Genomic DNA, 23,962 nt, shown 5'->3' with positions numbered 1-23,962 from the left:
AGTTAGATTTTTTATAATTAAACAGAGAAATAATGTTTTTTTTATGAAATTTCTGGACTTACACTATTTTTATTAATGTAAGAAAAATTAAGGATTGCTTTATGGCAACATTTATAAATTAAAAATTATTAAAAAAATTTTAATTTATAAATGTTTTGGTCTTCATCAAGAACTAAAACTTCATTTTTTGAATTATTTAATGCTATGATGTTTTTAATATTATGAGGTATTTTAATTGTTTTAGAAGTTTTATCGTTTAAGTTAATAGCAGTTAAAATAGTTTTGTCTTGAAAATTTGGTGCATAAAAATTTTTTTCATCAAAGCTTGAAATATTTGTATGAAAACTATCAGCTAAATAAGTCGTAATCTCTGAACTAACTTTTTCTGTGGTAATTTTTAGATTATTATCAAATTTATATAAAAAAGTTACAGAATTTGCATGAGGACTATGATTAACAATTAATTGTGAATTATTAACTACAACAAAACTCATTCATAGATTAGCAGCAACTTCTGGTCCTTCACTGACAATCTTTAATTCTGCACCTGATCTTTCTAAAAGTATTATTTTTGACATTTGAGAATCTTTGCTTGTAAGAACTGTTACTAAATAATTTTTTCCATTTATCAAAATAGATTGAATTCTATTTTCATGAAAAACATTATTATCTAAGCTTATCGATGCTCAAATATCATTCATATCATGTCTTTCAATAAATAATATTTTTTTAGCATTAATGGAGTCACCTATATGTAGATTTGAATGTTGATCACTATCATCGGGAGTTGTTAAGACTGTGATATGACCATTATCATTATTCCCGCTAGGTAAATTAACTTGAATTGGTTTACTATCAGGCAATAATTTTTCTGTTCTATTTTGAGAATTTATTGTCATAGAATTACCACTAGATTCTAATCTAGTTAAATAATAATTATTACCTTCTTTTGCTACAACAATTGAAGCAAAACCTAAATGAATAAAAGTACTTAAAGGAGCAATCTTAACACTACTTCCTAAAACTTTATTTCCTTGAATTAAAACATAGTTACCATTAGTATCCATAGCACTAATTCTGCCCTTAGAAATTAATAAAGGGCTATTTTGAGCTATATTATCGGCAATAACTTCTCAATTTTGATTTTTTCACTTAACTAATTGATTTTTTTGGTTTATTGCATAAATATCATTATTATCTTTAGCTTTAACAATATTACTAAATTTTTGATCAAAACTCACATTAGTTAAATTAGATTGATTATCTAAATTGGGCTTTGATGTTGGATTATCATTAACCGGAGCTGTTTTAACCGGTGTGCTTACTTCTTGAACGGGTTTTGAAGCAGATGAACAAGAAATTGTAATCAGTGGTGCGACTCATAAAGCATTTAACATTAAATATTTTTTCATAATAATTTAATTTTAATTTGAAAAATTAAAAAATAAAAATATTTTAAAAAGCTATAAAAAAATGAAAAATTCAAGTTCTCAAATCTCATAAGATATTTACTACCATTTTTTTTCTAAAAAATATTGTTTAAAAGCAGAAACTAATAGAAAAATAATGGTGTTGCCAAAATTTTATTAAAATAATTTCCTAAAAATATTGTATAATTTCAAAGCTTTTTAACCCCAAAGGGGCACCATGGCCAAACGGCGAAGGCATGGGTCTGCAACACCCTGATTACCGGTTCGAGTCCGGTTGGTGCCTCCATATGCGCTCGTAGCTCAATTGGACAGAGTGTTTGGTTACGGCCCAAAAGGTTGAGGGTTCGACTCCTTCCGGGCGCGCCATATCATAAAAATGACCTAAAAATCTTGTTTATATAAACAAGATTTTTTTATTTTTAGATTTTTAGATGATATTTAAAACAGTTGTAAAAGTTAATTAAAATAAGTATAATTTTAACTAACAAAAACAAAGAAAATTATTGTGAATTTTCATAAATGATTTTAATTTAGTGATTAATAATTTATAAATAAAAATCCTAATTTTTGTTATTAAATATTTATAAAATGGGAGATTTTATGGAATTACAAAAAATGATTGAAATATATTTATCAAAATTTGAAAACATCAAAACTAGATCATCAATAAAAAATACATTAAAATTATTAGAAAATTTTGAAACTATCAATATAGAAAGTATAAATGAATTAATTGCTAATTTAGACATAAAAAGCAGTACAAAAAATCTAAAAATGCACCATATATCTTCATTTATTAAATGAGTAAATTTAGAATATGAAAAAAGTTTTAAAGTTCATAATCTTGAAAGATTTAAAGACGATAAAACTTTAAAAAATGCATATACTCCAGAACAACGCCAAATTTTGAAAAAAATGTTAATTTTATACAAAAAACCAGTTTTTAGAATGTTGTTTTTAATTCAATGAGCTAATGCTTGTAAAATTGACGAATTAGCACGTGTAAACTGGAAAGAAATGGACAACTGAGAGTTTATGGTAAATGTTGCAAAAACTAAGGTAAATGCAGCAAATTCTAAAAGAATGATATTAATTACTGAAGATTTAAGGGAAGATTTTAAAAAAATTCATTCTTGATTGATTTTAAATAATGTAGACGCTGATAGCTATAAAGCTGAATTTACAAAATTTTCAAATTTTGTATTGTCAAAATATCCAGATTTTAATAATTCTATAGATTCGGATACTTTAATAGCTGATAAAATAGCACAAATGGTAGACACAGGAATGTCTATAACTGAAATTATGTTGATTACTAAAGATAAAAACACTAAGAAATTATTTGAATTTTATATAATTGAAAATGAAGCAATAATGAGGCGAAACCTAGAAAGAGCACAAATGGAGATTATAGACAGTTTAGACGTAAAAAAACTACTTGATGAAAGAAATATACTTTTAAACCAAATTAATCATTTAAATCTTGAGCTTAATTCTCTTCAAAAAATTAATAAAAATTTAAAAGATCATTTAACAAAGTTAAAAATGACTAAAAACAAAAATTTTAACTAAATTCAAAAACAATAATGCAAATTATTTGTTGTTTTACAATTTATATCATTAATAAATTGTAAAACTTTTTTATTATAACATTTAAAATATTCTGCTATAATTTGTTATATTTTAGTAAAAAATAGATGAGGAGGTATGCTGGTGATAATAAACTATCCAAGTGCTATAAAAAAATTAAGATCCAAATTAAACTGTTCACAGCAAGATTTAGCAAAAATGTTAGGCGTTGCTTTTACATCAGTTAATAGATGAGAAAATGGACACCATCAACCTACAATTATTGCAAAAGAAAAACTAAAAGAATTGTTTGAAAAACATAATATAGAAATGGAAGATAAGGAAATATGGAATTAAGAGATATAAAAAAATTAAATCAAAGTATTTATGAACTTGACACTGATATTTCAAGAAATAGTAAAGTAATTTTTATTGCTGCACTAATTTTTTGTTTAGCTAAAAACAGAGATTTTCAAAACTCAGATAAATTAACTAGTTTTATAAATTTTGTGAGAGAAGATAAAAAACCGATTGATCAATTATTGGAATTAGCAGAGAATGAAGTTAAAAAATTAAATTTACAAGCTAGCACTCATAAAGCTGTAATGAATTCACTTAAAACAATATCTGGAGTAAATACCAACTTAGATAGAAACAGAGCAGCATTTCAAGAATTTATCCATTCTTTTATCCGAAATGATTATCCTTCTATAAAAAATAATGATTTATTTTTCGAAACTTTGTATATGGAAGTTGATAAAAAAGCAAGTAAAAGTAATGAAGGAATTGTATTAACCCCTACTTTTGCAGCGCAATTAATGATTGATTTAGCAGATCTTGATTATAAAAAAGATATAGTAGCAGACCTTTGTAGCGGTACAGGATTATTTTCGCTATTATCATATTCAACAATGATTTCAAAAATGGATAATGATCATAAAAACAATGAAATTACAAAAGAAGAAAAAGATAAATATAACAAAAGGCTATATAACGCGATTATAGCAAATGATAATGATCCTAAAATGACAACTTTATCTTTAGCTAACTTTATGTTAAAAAACTTAAATGAATCATTACTGTTTAGTGAAGATGTATTAAAATTAGAAAAATCTTCACTAAAATTTCAAACAGATGGTGTTACATCAAAAATTTATCCAACTAAAGCTATATTAAATCCCCCTTATGAAGATAAATACAAACCACTTGATATTGTATATAAAAATATCGAACTTGTTAAAGGTTCAAATTGTGAGAAATGTAAAGTAGTTGTTATTATTCCACCACAAAAATTTGGACAAAGTAAAGAAATTTTTTCCAAAATTTTAAATATTGCAACTTTAGAAAGTGTAATTAAAACTCAAGATGACTTATTTACTGAAAGTGGTAAATCACAACCAGCATCTATTTTTATATTTAATGTTGATAAACAACACAAAAAAGAAGACATTATCCGTTATTATAACTTCACCGATACAGGATATGTTTATTTAAAAGATAGTGGTTTAGTAGATAAAAATCAAACATATGAAACGAAAAAAGCAGAACTATTAAATAAAATAACTACTTCTTCAACCAAAATGACTGCTTCTGATTTTGTAAGAACATGATCAAATTTCTATGAAGTAAATAAAGAATTAGAATTTGATGCAAAAATTGACCCCAACAGAATCAAAATCAACAAACAAGAAGCAGATATTACTTTTGAAAATATCACTATTAAAAAGATGCTACAAGAGAAAAATGAATTAATTAGTTCTGTAAATAATTCCTTTGTTGATGTCGATGGTAGTTTTGAAAAATACATTATTGATATTTTAAGCAAGGAATAAAATATGGGTGAAGTTATTTGAAAATCGTTTAAACTAGATGATTTATTTGAGTTTATAACTGTTCCAGGATCATTGACACTAAAAAATTACAATTTAGTTGATGAAGCGCAAGATAATTACATTAAGGTTGTCACTAGTTCTAAAAACACTTCATATAAGTATATTAATAAGGATGATTTAAATCCAACGATTCCCATTTTTAATAATCAACTTACCATTAATAAAAATGGCAGTGTGGGTTATTCTTTTTATCATGATTATGATTTTGTCGCAACTGCTGATACGTGTATTCTAAGTTATAAAAATAAGGATTTAAAAAATTAGATAATTCTGTTAATCATTTTTTAGCAAAAATACTAACAAATCTTTTTACTAATAATGTCTACAATTATATTTATAAATTGAATCAAAATCACATCAGCCGCGAAAGTATTTTACTGCCTTGTTTAGAAGTTAAACCGGATGACCAATATATATATATATATATATATAGAAGATGGCAAATATTATACGCTTGCTACTGATTATATAAAAGATTTAATGGAGCAAGCTAAAGAATATAAAGAGCAAAAAACAATTAGATTGTATGAAGCTCAAAAAGCTAAATATGAAGCTCAAAAAGCTAAATATGAACTAGCTTATTTACAAGATAAAACAAATATTATTTGAAAATCGTTTAAACTAGGTGATTTATTTGAGTTTATATCTATTCCATGATCATTTACACTAAAAATTACAATTTACTCGAACAAGCGCAAGATAATTATTTAAAAGTAGTTACTAGTTCAAAAACACTTCATATAAGTATATTAATAAGGATGATTTAGATCCAACAATCCCTATTTTTGCTAATCAACTTACTATTAATAATATGGGCAGTGTAGGTTATTGCTTTTATCATGATTATGAATTTGTTGCTAGGCCAAATACATGTGTTTTAAACTATAAAAATAAAGATCTAGAAAAATTAGGTAGTTTTGTTAATCATTTTTTAGCTAAAATATTAACGCATATTTTTAGTAATGATATTTTTGGATATTCTTACATACTATCTTATGAACGCATCAACCATGAAACTATTTTACTGCCTTGCTTAGAAGTCAGTTCAGAAGATGAATATATATGACAAGAAAATAATAAATATTATATACTTGCATTAAACTATATTTCCTATATTTACTTCCAAGGAAAAGTTAATTATAATCAAAAACTAGTTGATAAATATACATATAAGCATTAAAAACAAATATCTCTAAAATAAAAATTATGATTTCATAAAAGGAATTTTATTAAATATAAGTAAGGAATAGAATATGAACAAAATTATTTGAAAATCTTTTAAGTTAGGTGATTTATTTGAGTTTATAACTGTTCCAGGATCATTGACACTAAAAATTACAATTTAGTTGATCAAGCTCAAGATAATTACATTAAGGTTGTTACTAGTTCAAAAACACTTCATATAAGTATATTAATAAGGATGATTTAGATCCAACGATTCCTATTTTTAGAAATCAACTAACTATTAATAAAAATGGTAGTGTAGGTTATTCTTTTTATCATGATTATGATTTTGTTGCAACCGCTGATACCTGTGTTCTAAGTTATAAAAATAAAGATTTAGAAAAATTAGATAATTCGGTTAATCATTTTTTAGCAAAAATACTAACAAATCTTTTTAGTAACAATATCTACAATTATATTTATAAATTGAATCAAAATCACATCAGCCGCGAAAGTATTTTACTGCCTTGTTTAGAAGTTAAACTGGATGACCAATATATATATATATATATATATAGAAGATGGCAAATATTATACGCTTGCTACTGATTATATAAAAGATTTAATGGAGCAAGCTAAAGAATATAAAGAGCAAAAAACAATTAGATTGTATGAAGCTCAAAAAGCTAAATATGAAGCTCAAAAAGCTAAATATGAACTAGCTTATTTACAAGATAAAACAAATATTATTTGAAAATCGTTTAAACTAGGTGATTTATTTGAGTTTACAATGGTTAAAAAATGATTTGTATTAAAAAATTATAATTTACTCGATCAAGCACAAAATAATTATCTTAAGGTGGTTACTAGTTCAAAAAATCCTTCTTATAAGTATATTAATAAGGATGATATAGATCCAAAAATTCCCATTTTTAGTAATCAACTAACTATCAATAATATCGGGAGTGTAGGTTATTGTTTTTATCATGATTATGATTTTGTTGCTACACCAAATACATATGTGATAAATTATAAAAATGAAAATTTACAGAAAAATTTTAATAGTTTAGCCAATCATTTTTTAGCTAAAATAATAACCAATGTTTTTAATAATGGAATTTACGGCTATGCTTATGGAGCCAACAAAGAAAATATCAGTCGCGAAACTATTTTATTGCCCTGTTTAAAAGTCAGTTCAGAAGATGAATATATATGACAAGAAAATAATAAATATTATATACTTGCATTAAACTATATTTCCTATATTTACTTCCAAGGAAAAGTTAATTATAATCAAAAACTAGTTGATAAATATACATACAAATATTAAGGAGGATCACTACATGAAATACGAATTTTTAAGTATAAAGGATATTTTTAACAAATATAAAATAATAAATATACCTTACTACCAAAGAGAGTATGTTTGAGGTCAAAAAAACACAGGAAGAAATTTATACAAATTTATAGATGATATTTTTCAAGAATATGACAAAAGTCCTCAAAAAAATTATTTTATTGGTACACTAGCTTTTTGTTCTGCAAAAGTAAATGATGTCATTGATGGGCAACAAAGAATTACTTCACTGATTTTGATTTTATCTGTTTTAGCAGAAAAATGTTCACAAGAAAGAATTGATAAACATAACAAGTTTTTAATGCCTGACGGTAATTTTGTGTTGCAAGAAGAATATTATTTAACTGAGGAAATAAAAAGTTGTTTAGGTTTTGCTAATAATTTTAGAAGTCAAAAACATAAGGCAGATATTAGTAAAACTCTTGATAATATAAGATCTCAAATAAATAACGCTTGAAATGACTATCAACCAAATTGATATGATGGTTTATATGATTACATTTTTAACCATGTAAAATGTATTTCTTTGGAATATACCAATATTAGTGATTCTTTAAAATATTTTTTAAACATTAATTCTTTATCAATCGAACTTTCACAGAGTGATATTTTTTACTCTATCTTATCACAAGCCTTAAGAATAAGCAATAGTACACATAGTATTTTTGCAATCAAAGAAAAAATTAGTGAACTTGCTGAAAACAGAGGTTTAAACAAAGATATACCAAACTATAAAGTATATGGTAATGGTTACAATAAAGGTATAGATAATATTATTTATATTTTCTTGAACTCATACTACCAAATTGATACTAATATAAATTATTTAAATGAAACAGGTATTGGTAAATGGTTATCATTATACAAAAATGAAGTATTTAATGACCAGTTAGTTGCTAAAGAATTTGTTAATAAATTTTTAAGTTATATTAAAGATTTTGAAAAAATTTATAAAATTTTCTCTAACTATGAAACCAATTTAAAATTAAAATCTCCCATTTATACATCATGAATCCTTTTACAATATGAAAATTATTCTGATTTACTAAAATTTTTAACAGAATTATTCAGAAACAGACATAATTATATCGAAGATAGACCTACACTTTATCTGCCTGATACAAAAGAAATAAATTATAAAGAATTAGAAGAAATTGCCAAAAGATTAACCTTAACTTTAATTAAAAATTACACAAAAAGTATAAATAAGAGACTAGAAAGTTTTACTAGTGCTATTACATTAGATGATAATGATATAAATGAATATAAATCATCTATTGAAGATATTATTGAAACCATTGATGTAGATTCTATTTTTAATCTATCTTATAATGATAAGAAAAATGTTTCTAAAGCAAAAATTGAAGATCAATCTCGTATTATAAAAGTTATTTTAGCATTACAATCATCATTACTAAATGATGTGGCAAATGATTCAAAAGAATTTAATGATTATTTAAAAAATATTTTACTTGGAGAAAATTTTTCCATTGAACATTTATACAGCGTTCAAGAATATAATGATGATAAAAGACTAAAAAATTGACAACTTAAAAAGAAGAAGTTTTTTCATGATGAAGATTTTGATACAGAAAGATTCAAATTTGAAAATTTAAGTTTACTTAATAAATCTACAAATTCTTCTGCAAGTGATTCCGAAATTATTGACAAACTTTCAAAGTATAAACTAGCAAGAAAAGTATTGGAATCTGAATGAGAATATTTAATACAGTCTTTTGTTGAAGATTCTGAATTTTACAAAAATGAAAAAATTCAATCATTAGGTTTACCGGATAGAACATTACAAAATATAGATCAAAATACATGAGATTTATCTAAAAACAATAGAGATTTTAATGTAAAACTATTAAAATCGGTGATTAAATTTATTTCAAAAATGTAATTACTAAAACTAAAAACCACATCAAAGTTCTAGAAGCTTAAAGATGTGGTTTTTTAATCAAATTTTTTTCATTTTTGTAATTTTTCGCGTTTTATTTCTTCTAAAAAAGTTTTTAAATAACTTTTGTTAAAAATGTATTCATCTTGAATGTAATTATTAAATAAAAATTTAATCGTGCTATAAATTTTATTATGTAATTGCTTGGGATAGTGCATCTTAATTGTATTTCTTTTAAAATCTAGTTTATCAATAATATAAAAATCTTTTCCAGGATAACATTTGATATCTAAATCATAATCAATGTATTTAATAGTATTATCTTCATAAATAAATGAAGATGCTAAATTTATATAAACATAAGGCTGATCATTTTTGAAAGTTATTATGGCATTATACATTTTATTTTTAGGCATAAATCACAAACTAGTTTCTCGAATTGTTCAGTTTTGATTTTCTTTTTCTGAAACTTTTGTTTTATCCATATGTAATACTACATGTTCAGGTGAATTTTCAATAATTTTGACACCATTCCATTGGCGATAAAGTTCGCCATTATATTTGTAAGCTTGAATATTTATAATACAATCAACCATCAAATTATCTTTTTCCATAATCAACCTCCTTTCCAATTTTTAGATTAGTAAAATTTTAAAGCAAAATTTCATTTTGAGGTTATTTTGCTATAAGATTACTATTATGCGTTTACGAAATATTAAAAATTCTAAAGAACTGCTTTTAGCAAGTGATTTTACTTTGCAGCAATTCCCCTACATAATTACTGCAAACACCGTAATTGAAATGGGGATGGGTAAAGCAGAAATGCTAGTGCAGCTAGCAGAGCAAAATAGGCATTTAGAATTTATTGGAATTGAAAAATATCCTACAGTTGCTTATAAATCTCTAAAAAAAGCAGCTGCCAAAGAATTAAAAAATTTTAAAATCATTAATCTAGATATTAAAGATTTACCTGGTAAATTACTAGGAAAAACTGACTTAATTTGATTGACTTTTAGTGATCCATGACCAAAAAAAAGACACCATAAAAGAAGATTAACTTATAAATCTTTTTTAAAAATTTATAAGGAACTTTTATCTGAAAATGGTGTTTTAAAAATGAAAACTGATAATGATGATTTATTTGCTTATTCGATAGAATCATTAAAATCATTTGGAGCTGAAATTATCCATTTAACTGATGATTTACATAATTCTCAATGAGCAGTGGGAAATATTATGACAGGCTATGAAAAAAAGTGAACTGAGCGAGGAAAAAAGATTAATTACTTAGCGGCAAAATTTTATTAAACTTTGCTCTTTGACCCCTTAAAACGGTAAATAAAGGCAAATCCTTTAATTTTGTGCTCTTTATTATATAATTTAAAGCACTATTTATTTCATTTATTATCTACCAAATATAAATGAAATTTGCAGTAGATAAATCCGCTAAGGAGTACGATGTTGTTTTTTGATGAATTAGATGATAAAGATAAAGATAAAATTTACGAAGTTGAAGATGACGATTTAAAAACGGTTTTTTCTGGTTCCAAAGAAATTGTACAAATCGATCAAGAAGATGAAACTATCCCACAAAATGATAATTCTTATGTTGTTCAATCGCAAATTGTTGATGAAGAAAATGAATGGTTAAAACCAAGAAATGTAACTAAAGAAATGCAAGATTCATTCTTAGAATATGCAATGTCAGTTATTGTTTCTCGGGCATTACCTGATGCTCGCGATGGTTTAAAACCAGTGCATCGTAGAATTTTATTTGGAATGAATGAAAATGGAATGTTTCATAATACCAAACACAAAAAATCAGCCACAATTGTCGGAGATGTTTTAGGAAAGTATCATCCCCATGGTGATAGTTCAGTTTATGAAGCCATGGTACGGATGGCACAAAACTTTTCGCTGAGATATCCTTTAATTGATGGACAAGGTAATTTTGGATCAATTGATGGTGATTCTGCAGCCGCTATGCGTTATACAGAAGCAAAGATGTCCAAAATTGCTTCATATATGGTTGAGGATATTAAAAAAAATACAGTAGATTTTATTCCTAACTATGATGGTACAAAGCAGGAACCGGTTGTATTGCCTTCAAAATTCCCCAACTTGTTAGTTTCAGGAACAACAGGAATTGCAGTTGGAATGGCAACAGCAATTCCCCCACATAATCTAGCAGAAATTATTGATGCAACTATTGCAATCGCTAGAGATCCAGAACTTGAAGTAAAAGATTTAATGCATTACTTAAAAGGTCCTGATTTTCCTACGGGAGCAATCATTCTTGGAAAAAAAGGAATTCATGATGCTTATAGTACAGGACGCGGTGCAATTACTGTCCGTTCTAAAACTCATATTGAAGTTTTAAAAAATGAAAAAACTCGAATTGTGGTTACTGAAATTCCTTATGAATTAAAAAAGCCACTTTTAATTACTAAGATTGCTGAATTAGTAAAAAATAAAGTAATTGAAGGTATTGTTGATTTAAGAGATGAATCATCTCGTGAAGGAATCAGAATTGTCATTGAACTTAAAAAAGGAGTCATTCCCGAAGTTCTATTAAATCAATTATTTAAACTAACACAATTACAACAAAATTATAACTTTAATTTAATTGCTTTAGTTAAAGGTGAACCAAAGCAATTAAATCTAAAACAAGCTTTAAATATTTTTATTGAACATCAAATTGAAGTTGTTACTAGAAAAACTCAATTTGATTTAGAAAAAGCTGAAGATAGAATTCACATTTTAAATGGTTTAAGTATTGCGATTAAGAATATTGATCAAGTAATTCAAATTATTCGCCAATCTCAAAATGATGAAGCGGCACAAAATACTTTAATGCAAAATTTAAAAATTGATGAAATTCAAGCTAAGGCAATTGTAGATATGCGTTTGGGAAGATTAACTGGTCTTGCAATTAGCAAAATGGAATTAGAAATTGCAGAACTTGCCAAAATTATTGAAGAATATAAAGCTTTATTAGCTTCTAAAGCTAAAATTATTGAACAAATTATTTTAAAATTAGAAGAAATTAAAAGTAATTTCCATGATAAACGTCGTACAGAAATTAACGAAACAGAAGTTGGCAATATTTTAGATGAAGATTTAATTCCTCAAAAAATGTGTGCCCTAATTTTGACATCAAAAGGATATGTAAAACGGATTGCTTTAGATGAATATAAAAATCAGCATCGGGGAGGAGTTGGAGTAAATACTGCCTCAACTTATACTGATGATCATGTAGAATCAATTTTAAGTGCAAGCAGTCATAGTGATTTATTAGTATTTACTGATTTAGCAAAAATTTATCGTTTAAGAGTACACCAAATTCCTGAACTTTCAAAGCAAGCAAAAGGTACACCATTTATTAATTTAATCCCCATTTCAAAAGATGAAAAAATTGTTTCTTTATTAGCGGTAAAAGAATATCAAGAAAATAATTACTTAGTAACAATTACCAAAAATGGAATTGTTAAGAAAACACTAATGGATATTTACCGTAGAATTAATGCATCTGGTAAACGTGCCTTAACTATCCGTGAAAATGATTCATTAGTTCGAGCCTTTGTAGTAAATGATGAAGACGAAATTTTCATTGGTGCATCAAACGGAAAAGTTGTGCGTTTTGAAGCAAGTTTAATTAGACCAATGGGAAGATTAGCTTCGGGAGTAATGGGGATAAAACTAGCAGACAATGAAATTGTTGTTAGTGCCTCAAAAAGTACAGAAGGTCATTACTTACTTTCTTTAGGTGAGTTAGGCTATGGTAAAATGACTCCAACAAAAGAATATCGAAAAACTGCTCGTGGTGCTAAAGGTGTTCAAAGTTTAAATGTTGATAAAGCTGGAGAACTAATTTATATTGGGGTAGTAAACGGCGATGAAGATATCTTGATTGTAACTAAAGATGCAGTAGCAATCAGAACTTCATTAAAACAAATTCCAATTTCTGCTCGAACTACAAAAGGTGTAAAAGTTCTAACCTTAAAAGGTAAGAATAAAATAAAGTCATTGGCAAAAATAACTGCTATTGATGAATAAAAATCAATTAACAAAAATTATGAAAGTGTTTTTCGATAATTTCAACTTGTTAAAACCCTTTTATTTTTTCTACTTTTTTTATATAATTTAAAAAAATAAATAAAATAAAGTGAAAATATAATCAAGTCTTTTTTATTTTAAAAAGGCTTTTCGTCTTAAATTTAACAATATTTTAGTTAAAAATTGAACAAATATTTTAAATATATTTATATACAAATGAGGTAATATGAAAACAAATAAGTTAGCAATTTCATTGCTTGCAGTAGGTGCAATAGGAATCGCAGCAACAGGTGCTTTTGTTGGGGTTTTAGCTGGTAAATCAAAAATTGAAGGTGGAACAATTGCAGCTCCAGAACAACCCACTTATGATCTTAAACCACTTCCTGGTCGTCCTGTTGAAGCAGTAGATAATACTCCTTCAGTTTTTAGTAATATTTCTTTGGGAAATATCGATGCTGCTGTTGCAACACAATCAGGTTTAGCTGAAGTAACATTAACAAGATTACTTCCATATGTTGGAACATCTATTGATTTAAGTCTTTTTGAAGGTGGTAAAGATTCAAGTAATTTAGTTACTACACAAACAGTTAACCCTACTAAATTTTCAGAAAAACTTATCTTCAATAATTTAAAATCAAATACTGAATATACATTAAAAGCAAATTACAAAAGAGCAAACAATAATTTTGAAATTTTAGCAGCAGCTTTTACATCAAAAGTTGCAGTTAATTTTGAGCTAGTGCAACCAACAGATTCTGCTCCTCAAGGAATTATTAAACTTTCAAATTTAAATTCATATACAAATAATCCTAATGAAAAATTATTTGTATCATTTACAGAAGAAAAGCAAGCATATAGCAGTTTAATTTTAGCAGTAGATGCAATTAGTGCAAACCACCAATGAACTAAAGTAATTGATCAATTAACACCTGGAAAAAAATATTCAGTAAAATTATTTTCAGTAGCAAATGGAATAAGCTATGAATTAGCATCATCTGCAGAACTTTTATCAGTTCCACAAGCCTCATCACCTACAGTTATCTCAACATTTAATAATAATACAGAAACAGTTAGTTTCAACTTATATGGTTTAGCTAGTTTATCACAAAAAGAAATTGCTTTAGAATATCGTATCAAAGGAGCAGCTGATGATGCTCCATGAACAAGAGTTGAAACAGATAAAGCAGTTGCTTCAGATACTTTATCTTTTGAATTAAACACAAAAGATTTAGTAAAAAATCAAGAATTTATTTACAGAATAGTAGAAAAAAAAGTTATTACAACTCCAGAGCCCACTCCTGAAGTATCACCTGAACCAGCAGCTCCTACAGAAACTCCAGCTTCTGAGACAGCTTCTTCAGCAGAAGCTAAACCAAGTGAAACTCCTAGTCCTGATACAGCAGCTGAAACTCCAAGTGCAAGTCCTGCACCTGCAGAAGCAGAAAATTCAGCACCAGCTGCTGAAGCAACACCAACAACTGAACCTAAAACAGAACCAACAGCAACAGCAAAAACTGTTTCTGAGTCAATTGTTTTAACAACAGATAAAGTAGCAGCAACATCTACTGTTTCTTATGAACCATTAGAAAATGTATTTGGATTTAAAGAATTCAAAACAGCAGTGCCAGCTCAATTAAAAGTTAATGTCAATACAAATAATGAAGCAGAATTACTAATTGAGTCATTAGATCATTATTTAGGTGAAAAACTAAAATTAGTTACACGTAAAAGAGAAGTTGTTATTAATTCAACTGAATTTTTAGTAACACAAAATACTTTTGCAACTACTTTAGCTAATTTAGAATGAAACAAAGAATATCAAACTAATTTAGAAACTGAAAAAGGAACAATTTTAAGTTTCCAAAGATTTGTTTCACACGATGCTTTATCAAACTTAACTGCTAAAAATAAAGTTGTGGAAACAAAAGTTGAATTATCATTTACAGGCGGTATCCAATACCAAGGGCAGACATTAGCTTTAAGTTACCGTAAATCAGCTTCAACACAAGAAAGCGATTGAAAAACTCATTCAATAGAACTAAATTCTCCTGAATTTAGATTTCAAGTAGGATTTGATTCAGGAAATTTATTAGAAGAAAATACTAAATATGATTGACAATTAGCTGATTTAAGAGGTAATGTATTACTAAAAGGTAACTTCCAAACATTATTTAATAATGAAGCAGGTGTTAAAGTATTTGGAACAAATGTATTATTTGAAGTCAAAAATACAATTTTAAATAATAAATTCCAAGCACAAAACAAACCAATTGCTGAAACAATTTTCATTGATTATGCAATTGATGGTGATGATAAAGTTAACACTTTAAAAATGATAATTCCTTCAAATAATTTATTAAATGCCGATAGTCCATTAACAACTTGAGCAACTAACTTAAAAGAAAATTCAACTTACAAATATATTATTTATACAACAAGTGGATTAAATAAAAATGTAATTGATGAATCTACTTTTTCAACTACAGTTAAACCAACAGCAACATTAGATCAAAGTGCTACAACTGCTAATTCATTAAAATTCAATGTTGCTAATTTATCAGATTTATCGCAACAAACAATAGTTGTTGAATATGAATACTCAACAACAATAGATTCAAACACAACAGCTACAAAATTAACTAAAGAATTTGAAATTACTGATGAAAATCAAACATTGGCATTTGATTACTTAAAAGCAAACACAGAATATACTTTTAATATTTCAATCAAAAATTCTCCAGAAACAAAAATTAGCAATTTCCCTGTTTTAGTTTTAGCTCAAGGATTAAAAGCTAAAACTAGTGCTGCTTCAGAAAATCAAACAGTTTTTTCAATTGACTTTTCAGAAGTTGTTTCTGACTCAAAATTTGAAACTAATAATGATAAATTAATTACTACTGCATCAGCTAATTTATCATTTATTAACTTAGATCTTGGCAAACCAGATAAAAAAAATACTGCTACTAATACCGAATTAATTATCGAATTTAATAAAGCAGAAACTCCTAACTTTAAAAACCAAGTTAAATTTAATGCTACAAATTCTTCAAAAACTGGAACAGTAAAATTAGAAGCATTAGAATTTGAAACTCAATATCAATTTAGACTTTTAAATAAAGATAATTTAGCTTTAGCATATCAAACATTCACTACTCCTAAACAAGAAAAAGAAAATATTATCATTAGTGCAAAAGTGAAAACTGATGATAGTACTAAATTTGATGTATCAATTGAAAATTTAGCAAAACTAAATGAAAAAGAAGTTGATGTTTATTATCATAAAGCGAAAAATGCAACCGATTTATTAACAACATTTAGTAAAACTAATTGAACTAAAGCAATAACAACTCTAGCAAGTGGTTCAACTGATGCCGCTCCAGCTACAAAAGTTCAACAAAATAAATTAGAACTTAAAGATTTAGCTTTAGCTGCCGGTTTATATCAGTTTGCCATTGTTCCTAAAACTGAAATTGCAAGTAATGTTTATGCTTACTACTTTTTAGCTAGTGAATTAACAACAGTTATTCCAGCAAAAGTAGAACTAAAAGCTGACTCAATTAAAACAACTACAAATTCAATTGCATTTACATTTACTAACTTTAGTTTCTACAAAGATGATAATTTAAAATTAAAATATGTTAAAACAAGTGAATTAGAATCTAAAGTACGTCCAACTGAATGACAATCAGAGCTAACTGTCCAAGCAGCTGAAGAAGAAAATTCAACTGAATCTAAAGAAGTTGTAGTTGCAGGATTAGAATCAGGTACTTCATATACTTTTGCCCTTGTTAATAGCAACAATGAAATTTTAATTTCAGATTTAACAAGTAATACACTTTCTGAATTTAGTTTAGAAGTTCGCCCTGCATATTCTCAATTTAATTTAAGTTTAAAAGGTTTAAATAATTTATTGAAAGATACTACTGAAGCTTCATCAGAAATTTCTTATAAATTAGAAGTTAGTGAAAAAGCAGACTTTAGCGAACCAGTTAAATTTGAAATGAATTTTTTAAAGCCAAGTGAATTAATCACAAAAGCTGCAAGCAATAAAAACTCTAATATTAATGTTGATTTATCGTTAAAAGGATTAGATCCAGGAAAAACTTATTTCTTTAGATTAGTAAATGAAGGTGATGCTACTAAAGCAGCTGTCTTTAATATCTCAGGTTTATTTTCTACCTTAGATGCTTTAAGTAGTAAAGTAACAGAAATTACAGCAAATACTGCACAAATATCAGTAGCTAACTTATCTCAAAAAGCACTACAAGCTAATTATGCAGGTGATTTATACATTTCATTAACTCCAAAAGATGGTTCAGAAACAAAAATTAAAGTTGATTTAGCAACTTTAGCTGCTTCTTCAGTATTAAACCTTACTTCATTAGAAGCAGATAAAGAATATACTTATAAATTTTTCTTTGAAGCAAAAGGTGAAGGAGAAAGCACAACTAAAACTGATGTTGTTGGATTAAGCGGAAGTTTTAAAACAAGCAAAATAACATCTTCTGTTGTGAGCTTATTTAAATCTGCTAAAGTAACATTTAATGAAATTGAAGCAGCTGACGCTAAAAAATATCTATTAAAATACGGTAGAGCTACTTTAGATCAAGTTTTAGATGCACCTTTATATGATGCTAATAGTAAAAAATTAACATTTGATCTAACTGGATTAGAACCAAATGCAGAATACAAATTTGAATTAGTTACCGTTGATGGTAAATCAGTAATTATTAGTAGTTTTAAAACATTAAAAGAAGTGCAAGTTTCAGATTCAGCACTAAGTGATAAATGACACCAAATTAAATTAGTTGGTTTAGAATCATTTATCGGTTTAAGTGAATCACTAAAATTAGAATGACGTAAAACAACTGATTCAACTTGACAAAGTCATGAATTCAAATTAGGTAAAAGAGATAGTGAAATTACATATACTTTAACAGGTTTAATTCCTGCGACTCAATACCAATATAAAGTTACTTATAAGCCTGCAAGCTATGCAACTGATCAACCAGCAGAAACAATTAAAGCTTTATCAACATTTACTACATTAACTCCATATGAAGAAAACAGATCTGTAACTACTGAACAATATGTAAAAGTTAATGTTGATTCACAAGAAAAAGCTTTAGTAACTTCAGTAGAAAATATTTATGCAACATCTGCAACATGACAAAATGAAATTAAAAAGGTATTAACTCAAGTTTATGTATCTGCCGGTAATAAAGCTGATGAAGCATCTGGTTCATTAAGTGGTTATTGAATTGCTGTAAATGAGAAAAACTTTGAAAATGGTACAGAAAATAGCAATAAAGTAACTTACAAACATATTTGAAGTATCCCAATTGATGCTAATTCAACCGAAGCTACTTTCTACGGTATAGAAATTGAATTTAGCTTAGAAAATGAAAAAATTTATGCTTTAGCTAAATCTGCTAAATCTAAAAAACTACAAGAATCAGAATTAAAACCATTATTAACAAATACTGAAGAATTAACTAAAAAATATGATGCAGCAACAGGTTGAAGTAATTTAACAGATGAATTAACAATCAGTTCTGACATTACAGGATTACAAAGATCAGCAAGAAACTACAACGATGAAAAAGTTGCAACAGTTGGTGGATTTAGATTAAAAGCAATACGAACAGCAATTTCAGCAGCTGATCAAAATAAAATATTAAATTCATTTGAATTGTTACAATATACAGCTCCTGTAGTAGCTAAAAAAGCTGATGGTAATCCATATGATTTACCAGCATTACCAGGATTTGGTGAAACAGCAGTGAGTGAAAAATCATCATTAGCTATGGGTAAAAACTCAACTATCTTAGGAAGCATGCTTGAAGATGGTAATTTAGCATTAGCTAACTATGGTATTAATAGTTTAGAAGAAGTGAAAAAATTATTTGCTGAAAATGACCAATTAAAATTACATGTCGTATCAACCAAAAACGGAGTTGACACTGATAAATGATTATCAGCTGCAAATATCAAAGTTTTTGATACATCTAAATACAATGGCATTGCTGCTAGTTCATATGCATACATCTGAAAAGATGGAAACACATTTAATGCAGTAGAAATATATCTATTTTCACAACATGGAATGGTTTTATTACAACAAAAACCAAATACCTGAACTAGAAAAATCTTAGCTAATGAAACATTAGAAACTTTAACATGAGAAAACTTTATTGCTTCAGCAATTACTAACCCTGCATGAAAAGTTTCTTCAACTTCTGAAGCTAGTGAATCAATCAAAGCTTCTTCAAATTCATTTAGCTTAAAAGGAATATCATTTGGTCAACACCAACTAGCAAAACCAGCAAGCATAGTTCAACCTCCATTTAGCAAGTTTGATTACAGTAAATCTGTTTATCCACCAATAGCTCAACCTAAAACTCCTGAAGCAAAAGACACTCCTACAGAGCCAGACAAAACTGCAACTGAAACAAAACCAGAAGATGCTAAAACTGAAGATACAGCTGTACCAGCAGACTCAGGATCAGCTGAAACTGCCCCTGAAGGTTCATCAGATAAGACAGAAGGGGAAGCTCCAGCTTCAGCTTCTCCAGAAGCTTCAGAAACTACCCCCCCCGCAGCAGCTAGTCCTGCCGCTCCAACTGATTCAGAGACAGAAAAACCTGAAGAAGTTAGTCCAACTCCAAGTTCAACTGAATCTGATACAGATAAAACTCCAAGTCCAGAAGGTGGAAGTGATTCATCTGCAACAGCATCAGAAACAGCTCCAACTGTAACAGATGGTGGTTCAACTACACCAGCTGATGCAAGTAGTGAATCTGGTGAAGCAAAACCAGCAGAACCTGCAAGTAGTGAAGCAACTGAAGAGAGTAATGATACAGAGGCGACTGAAGCTAAAGCTGAAGAAAGTGCAAGTCCTAAAGCAGAAGACACAGCAGCCGCAGATTCAGCTGAAAAAACAGAACCAGCAGCAGAATCAAATGAAAGTTCTACATCTAGTACTGGAGAAGCAGCCGCTGCAGCTTAATTAGTACTAATTAACAAAATATCAACAAAAAACTAAATTTATTTAATTTAGTTTTTTTTATTAAATAATTGGCAATATTTGAAATAAAAATTTATAATATATTAAATTTATCTTTAAATTATATTAAAGCAAAATAATTGATTTAGTACAATGAAGTAATCATTGTAAAAGGAAGTGTTATGAAGATAAAATTATTTTTATCTAAAGAAAAAGCATATATCTACTTAGTTCAAGAAATAATTGATTTAGTAAATAATAACTCTAAAGTTAACTTAGCTTTAGAGTTAAATAAAGATCTTTTAAAAACTTATTCTACTTTAAAAAGATTATCAGTAGAGCAAAATATTAGCTATACTAATGTAAGTTTTTTTAATACATCTGAAATTATTAAAACTGCAGCTAAAAAAAATGAATATCACAGTTTTTTCTTATATGAAAAAATTTTAAAAGAACTTTTTGATATTAATCCAGAAAAAATTTATACACCAATTAAATACCAAATCTATGATGAAATAATTGAAAAAAAAGGTGGTTTAGATTTATTAGTCTTAACCATTGGTAAAGAAGGAGAAATTATTTTTAATAAAGCTCCAGCTTCCAGAATTGGTAAAACTGATAAAGTAGTGATTGAAGATAATCAGACTTTGGCAAGAATTGGTTTAGACACTATTTTACAAGCTAAAAAAATTATTGTACAATTGTTTGGTTCTGAAAAGCATATTACTTTTAATAAATTAAAAAATATAAAAAAATTTGACCCTGAATTTCCAGCGTCAATTTTAAAGAAACATCAAAATGTTGAAATTGTAGTAGACGAAGAAGCTTTTTAAGCTTATTCGCTTTTTAATTCTCTTTGTCAAGCCATATCCATAGCATCTGTTAATTTTAAACCATGATAAATTACCTGATTTAAAATTTGGGCTATTGGTAAATCAAGTTTTAATGTTTGAGCAATTTCTAAAACATTTTTTAATGCAGTTAATCCTTCGATTGTATGATTGCTTTCTAAAGCTTTTTTTCCTTCTTTGACAAAAGCTTGACCAAAGTTATAGTTTCGAGATAAATTAGATAGGGCTGTAACGATTAAATCGCCAATGCCTGTTAAACCTAAAATAGTTTCTGGTTTTCCTCCTAAAGCGATAATTAATCTTTGTGCTTCACTTAAACCACGAGTTAAAAAAGCTGCCACAGTATTAATTCCTCAATCTAAAGCAAATAAAATACCTGAACCAATTGCAAGGATATTTTTATATGCTCCAGCAATTTCAGCCCCAGTTTCATCTGTTTGACAATATAATTTAAAATATTTATTAGATAACATATTTTGAATTTTTTTTGCTAAATCTAAATTAGCAGATATAACGCTAATAGCAGTATATTTACGTTTTACTATTTCTTCTGCATGCGATGGTCCTGAAAGGGAAACTACACCTTTGATAAATTGATTGTCTTTGGCAACAATTTTTAATCCTTGTTGTAAGGAAACATTTTTTGAAGGATAAAAACCTTTAGCTACATTAATAATTATCACTTCAGAGTTTAAATGAGCCAAAACCTTTTCAAAAACTTGGTCCATAATCTTGGAAGGTACTGCCAAAATAACATATTTTGCTTGATCTAAAGCAAATTTTAAGTCATCTGTAACTTGAAAGTGTGCAAGTTGGGTATTCTCTGGAAAATATTTTAAATTTTTTCCTTGAGCTAAATCATTTAATTCTTGTTTATCAATCCCATAAAGTATGATATTTTTTTGGCCTGCATCATGAGCAACTTGAGCCATAGCAGTTGCCATTGCTCCTGATCCTATAATTGCAATTTTAGACATCAATACCTCCAAGTAATTTTATTAATAACTAATCTGGCTTAATTCATAAAATTTAATTAAATTTTACAATGTTTTAAGATAAAGCCAAAATTAAAAGCACTTTTGTAATATAATTAAAATTTATTTTAATTATATAAATATAAGCAATTTAAGGAGCATAATGTCTAAATATATCTTTGTTACAGGTGGGGTAATTTCTGGTTTAGGAAAAGGAATTATTGCAGCTTCCATCGGTAATTTATTAAAACATAGAGGTTATAAAATCTTTGTTTTAAAATTAGATCCATATCTAAATGTGGATCCTGGTGTAATTTCACCTTATGAACATGGTGAAGTTTATGTAACAGCAGATGGTGGTGAAACCGACTTAGATTTAGGTCATTATGAACGTTTTATTGGTGAGAATTTTACGAAAGATTCCAACTTTACTTCTGGAAAAATTTTTTCACGAATTTTAGAAAAAGAACGAAAAGGTTCATATAATGGTAAAACTGTCCAATTTATACCGCATGTAACTAATGAAATTAAAGATATTTTAAAATCAATTGAAAAAAAATATAAGCCTGATTTTTTAATTGTTGAAATTGGTGGAACTGTTGGTGATATTGAATCTAATCCTTTCATTTATGCATTAGCAGAAATGAGCTATGACAAAAAAAATCAGTCTACTTTTTTTGCCCATGTAACTTATGTACCTTATTTAAAAACTTCAAAAGATTTTAAAACTAAACCCACACAAAATTCAATTCGTGCTTTAAATTCTATGGGAATAAAACCAAATATGGTTTTTTTAAGAGCTGATAAAGACATTGATAATGAAATAGTTGAAAAAGTAGCACGTTTTTCATTATTAGAAAAAAACAGTGTAATTTCCATGCCTGATTTAGAAAGTGTTTATGATGCACCTTTATGGTTAGAAACCAAAAAGATTGCTGCTACTATTGAAAAACATTTTAATCTAAAAAGTAAAATAGGAAATATTAAAGAATGGAAAAAATTTGCTGATCAAATTAAAGTGCAAAAACAAAATAAAATTAAAATTGCTATGGTAGGAAAATATATTGAATTTCCTGACTCATACAAATCAATTATTGAAGCAACTAGAATCGCAGCCAGCTATTTAGATACTGAAGTCGAATTCAAATGAATTGATGCTGGTCAATTAACTTCTCAAAATATTGCTCAAACATTAGTAGATACACAAGCAACTATGATTTTGCCAGGTTTTGGACATCGAGGTTTTGAAGGAAAAGTTTTAACTGCAATTTATACAAGACAAAAAGATATTCCTACTTTTGGTATTTGTTTAGGAATGCAAGCTATGAGTGTAGCTCAAGCACGTTTAAATGGTTTTCCTAAAGCGACTAGTTCTGAATTTCAAACAGGTGATAAGGAAGAAGTTTTTGTTCTAGATATTATTCCAGGAAAGCAAGGAAATCTAGGAGGAACTTTAAGAATTGGTAATCAAAATATCAGCTTAAAAGAAGATTCTTTATTTGCTAAATATTATCAAAGTAAAGAAGTAGTAGAAAGACACCGTCATCGTTATGAAGTGCAAGAATTTTTCAAAAATAATTTACCTGATGGTGATTTTGATTTCCCCGCTTTCAATCCTCAAACCGGTTTAGTTGAAGCTTGTGAAGTAAAAAGCAAAAGATTTTATTTAGGAACTCAATACCATCCTGAATTTAGTGGAAAACCATTAAAACCTCATAAATTATTTTTAGCTTTTATTGAATCAATTATTAAAGGTAAATAAG

Annotated in this window: 17 protein-coding genes and 2 tRNA genes; 16 read left to right on the top strand and 3 right to left on the bottom strand. The window is 27.3% G+C overall.

Features of this window, described 5'->3' with window-relative positions:
- Positions 1 to 128: 128 nt before the first annotated feature.
- Positions 129 to 1,412 (bottom strand): hypothetical protein, encoded by a 1,284-nt coding sequence (locus tag NV226_RS02410; RefSeq protein ID WP_258210732.1) that lies wholly within the window; start codon positions 1,410 to 1,412, stop codon positions 129 to 131.
- Between the two features lie 229 nt (positions 1,413 to 1,641).
- Between NV226_RS02410 and NV226_RS02405 the strand changes: the two genes are divergently transcribed.
- From NV226_RS02405 to NV226_RS02360, 11 genes are all read left to right on the top strand, one after another.
- Positions 1,642 to 1,716: transfer RNA gene (locus NV226_RS02405), tRNA-Cys, on the top strand.
- Positions 1,717 to 1,719: 3 nt separating this feature from the next.
- Positions 1,720 to 1,796 (top strand) — tRNA-Arg (locus NV226_RS02400).
- A 234-nt stretch (positions 1,797 to 2,030) separates the two neighbouring features.
- On the top strand, positions 2,031 to 3,002 hold the full coding sequence (locus tag NV226_RS02395; protein ID WP_258210731.1) for a site-specific integrase: 972 nt from the start codon (positions 2,031 to 2,033) through the stop codon (positions 3,000 to 3,002).
- Positions 3,003 to 3,137: 135 nt separating this feature from the next.
- Positions 3,138 to 3,356: a helix-turn-helix domain-containing protein gene (locus NV226_RS02390; protein WP_258210730.1), complete on the top strand. Its 219-nt coding sequence runs from the start codon at positions 3,138 to 3,140 to the stop codon at positions 3,354 to 3,356.
- The gene (locus tag NV226_RS02385; protein WP_258210729.1) at positions 3,347 to 4,831 is read left to right on the top strand and encodes a DNA methyltransferase family protein; all 1,485 of its coding nucleotides are present in this window, start codon (positions 3,347 to 3,349) and stop codon (positions 4,829 to 4,831) included. The genes NV226_RS02390 and NV226_RS02385 overlap by 10 nt, the downstream gene beginning before the upstream one ends.
- A 3-nt stretch (positions 4,832 to 4,834) precedes the next feature.
- A complete protein-coding gene (locus tag NV226_RS02380) occupies positions 4,835 to 5,155 on the top strand; it encodes a restriction endonuclease subunit S (protein WP_258210728.1) in 321 nt (106 codons plus the stop codon).
- Positions 5,156 to 5,293: 138 nt separating this feature from the next.
- Positions 5,294 to 5,602: a hypothetical protein gene (locus tag NV226_RS02375; RefSeq protein WP_258210727.1), complete on the top strand. Its 309-nt coding sequence runs from the start codon at positions 5,294 to 5,296 to the stop codon at positions 5,600 to 5,602.
- A gap of 37 nt (positions 5,603 to 5,639) precedes the next feature.
- Positions 5,640 to 6,071 carry a restriction endonuclease subunit S gene (locus NV226_RS02370; RefSeq protein WP_373423282.1) on the top strand — a complete coding sequence of 144 codons (432 nt, stop codon included), beginning with the start codon at positions 5,640 to 5,642 and terminating at the stop codon, positions 6,069 to 6,071.
- A gap of 230 nt (positions 6,072 to 6,301) precedes the next feature.
- A complete protein-coding gene (locus NV226_RS03130; protein WP_373423281.1) occupies positions 6,302 to 6,694 on the top strand; it encodes a restriction endonuclease subunit S in 393 nt (130 codons plus the stop codon).
- A complete protein-coding gene (locus NV226_RS02365; RefSeq protein ID WP_258210725.1) occupies positions 6,603 to 7,385 on the top strand; it encodes a restriction endonuclease subunit S in 783 nt (260 codons plus the stop codon). Before NV226_RS03130 ends, NV226_RS02365 begins: the two co-directional genes overlap by 92 nt.
- Positions 7,386 to 7,398: 13 nt before the next feature.
- Positions 7,399 to 9,315, top strand: coding sequence for a DUF262 domain-containing protein (locus NV226_RS02360; RefSeq protein ID WP_258210724.1), 1,917 nt, complete (start codon positions 7,399 to 7,401; stop codon positions 9,313 to 9,315).
- Positions 9,316 to 9,368: 53 nt separating this feature from the next.
- Here NV226_RS02360 and NV226_RS02355 read toward each other — a convergent pair whose 3' ends face one another.
- Positions 9,369 to 9,926 (bottom strand): DUF402 domain-containing protein, encoded by a 558-nt coding sequence (locus tag NV226_RS02355; RefSeq protein ID WP_258210723.1) that lies wholly within the window; start codon positions 9,924 to 9,926, stop codon positions 9,369 to 9,371.
- Positions 9,927 to 10,011: 85 nt separating this feature from the next.
- On the opposite strand from NV226_RS02355, the gene trmB reads away from it, so the two are divergent.
- The 4 genes from trmB (at position 10,012) to NV226_RS02335 (ending at position 21,207) form a co-directional block, all read left to right on the top strand.
- On the top strand, positions 10,012 to 10,620 hold the full coding sequence (gene trmB, locus NV226_RS02350; RefSeq protein ID WP_258210722.1) for a tRNA (guanosine(46)-N7)-methyltransferase TrmB: 609 nt from the start codon (positions 10,012 to 10,014) through the stop codon (positions 10,618 to 10,620).
- Positions 10,621 to 10,770: 150 nt separating this feature from the next.
- A complete protein-coding gene (gene gyrA / locus NV226_RS02345) occupies positions 10,771 to 13,368 on the top strand; it encodes a DNA gyrase subunit A (RefSeq protein ID WP_258210721.1) in 2,598 nt (865 codons plus the stop codon).
- A gap of 226 nt (positions 13,369 to 13,594) precedes the next feature.
- Positions 13,595 to 20,377 carry a hypothetical protein gene (locus NV226_RS02340; RefSeq protein WP_258210720.1) on the top strand — a complete coding sequence of 2,261 codons (6,783 nt, stop codon included), beginning with the start codon at positions 13,595 to 13,597 and terminating at the stop codon, positions 20,375 to 20,377.
- A gap of 179 nt (positions 20,378 to 20,556) precedes the next feature.
- Positions 20,557 to 21,207: a sugar phosphate isomerase family gene (locus NV226_RS02335; protein ID WP_258210719.1), complete on the top strand. Its 651-nt coding sequence runs from the start codon at positions 20,557 to 20,559 to the stop codon at positions 21,205 to 21,207.
- 2 nt (positions 21,208 to 21,209) lie between these two features.
- Here NV226_RS02335 and NV226_RS02330 read toward each other — a convergent pair whose 3' ends face one another.
- A complete protein-coding gene (locus NV226_RS02330; RefSeq protein ID WP_258210718.1) occupies positions 21,210 to 22,202 on the bottom strand; it encodes an NAD(P)H-dependent glycerol-3-phosphate dehydrogenase in 993 nt (330 codons plus the stop codon).
- Positions 22,203 to 22,362: 160 nt separating this feature from the next.
- Between NV226_RS02330 and pyrG the strand changes: the two genes are divergently transcribed.
- A complete protein-coding gene (gene pyrG / locus NV226_RS02325) occupies positions 22,363 to 23,961 on the top strand; it encodes a CTP synthase (protein ID WP_258210717.1) in 1,599 nt (532 codons plus the stop codon).
- Position 23,962 lies beyond the last annotated feature (1 nt).

It is taken from the genome of Mycoplasma iguanae (assembly GCF_024722375.1).
Taxonomy (GTDB): domain Bacteria; phylum Bacillota_I; class Bacilli_A; order Mycoplasmatales; family Metamycoplasmataceae; genus Mycoplasma_M; species Mycoplasma_M iguanae.
Note: the sequence above shows the minus strand (reverse complement) of the source record. Positions and strands in the feature narration are given on the sequence as shown.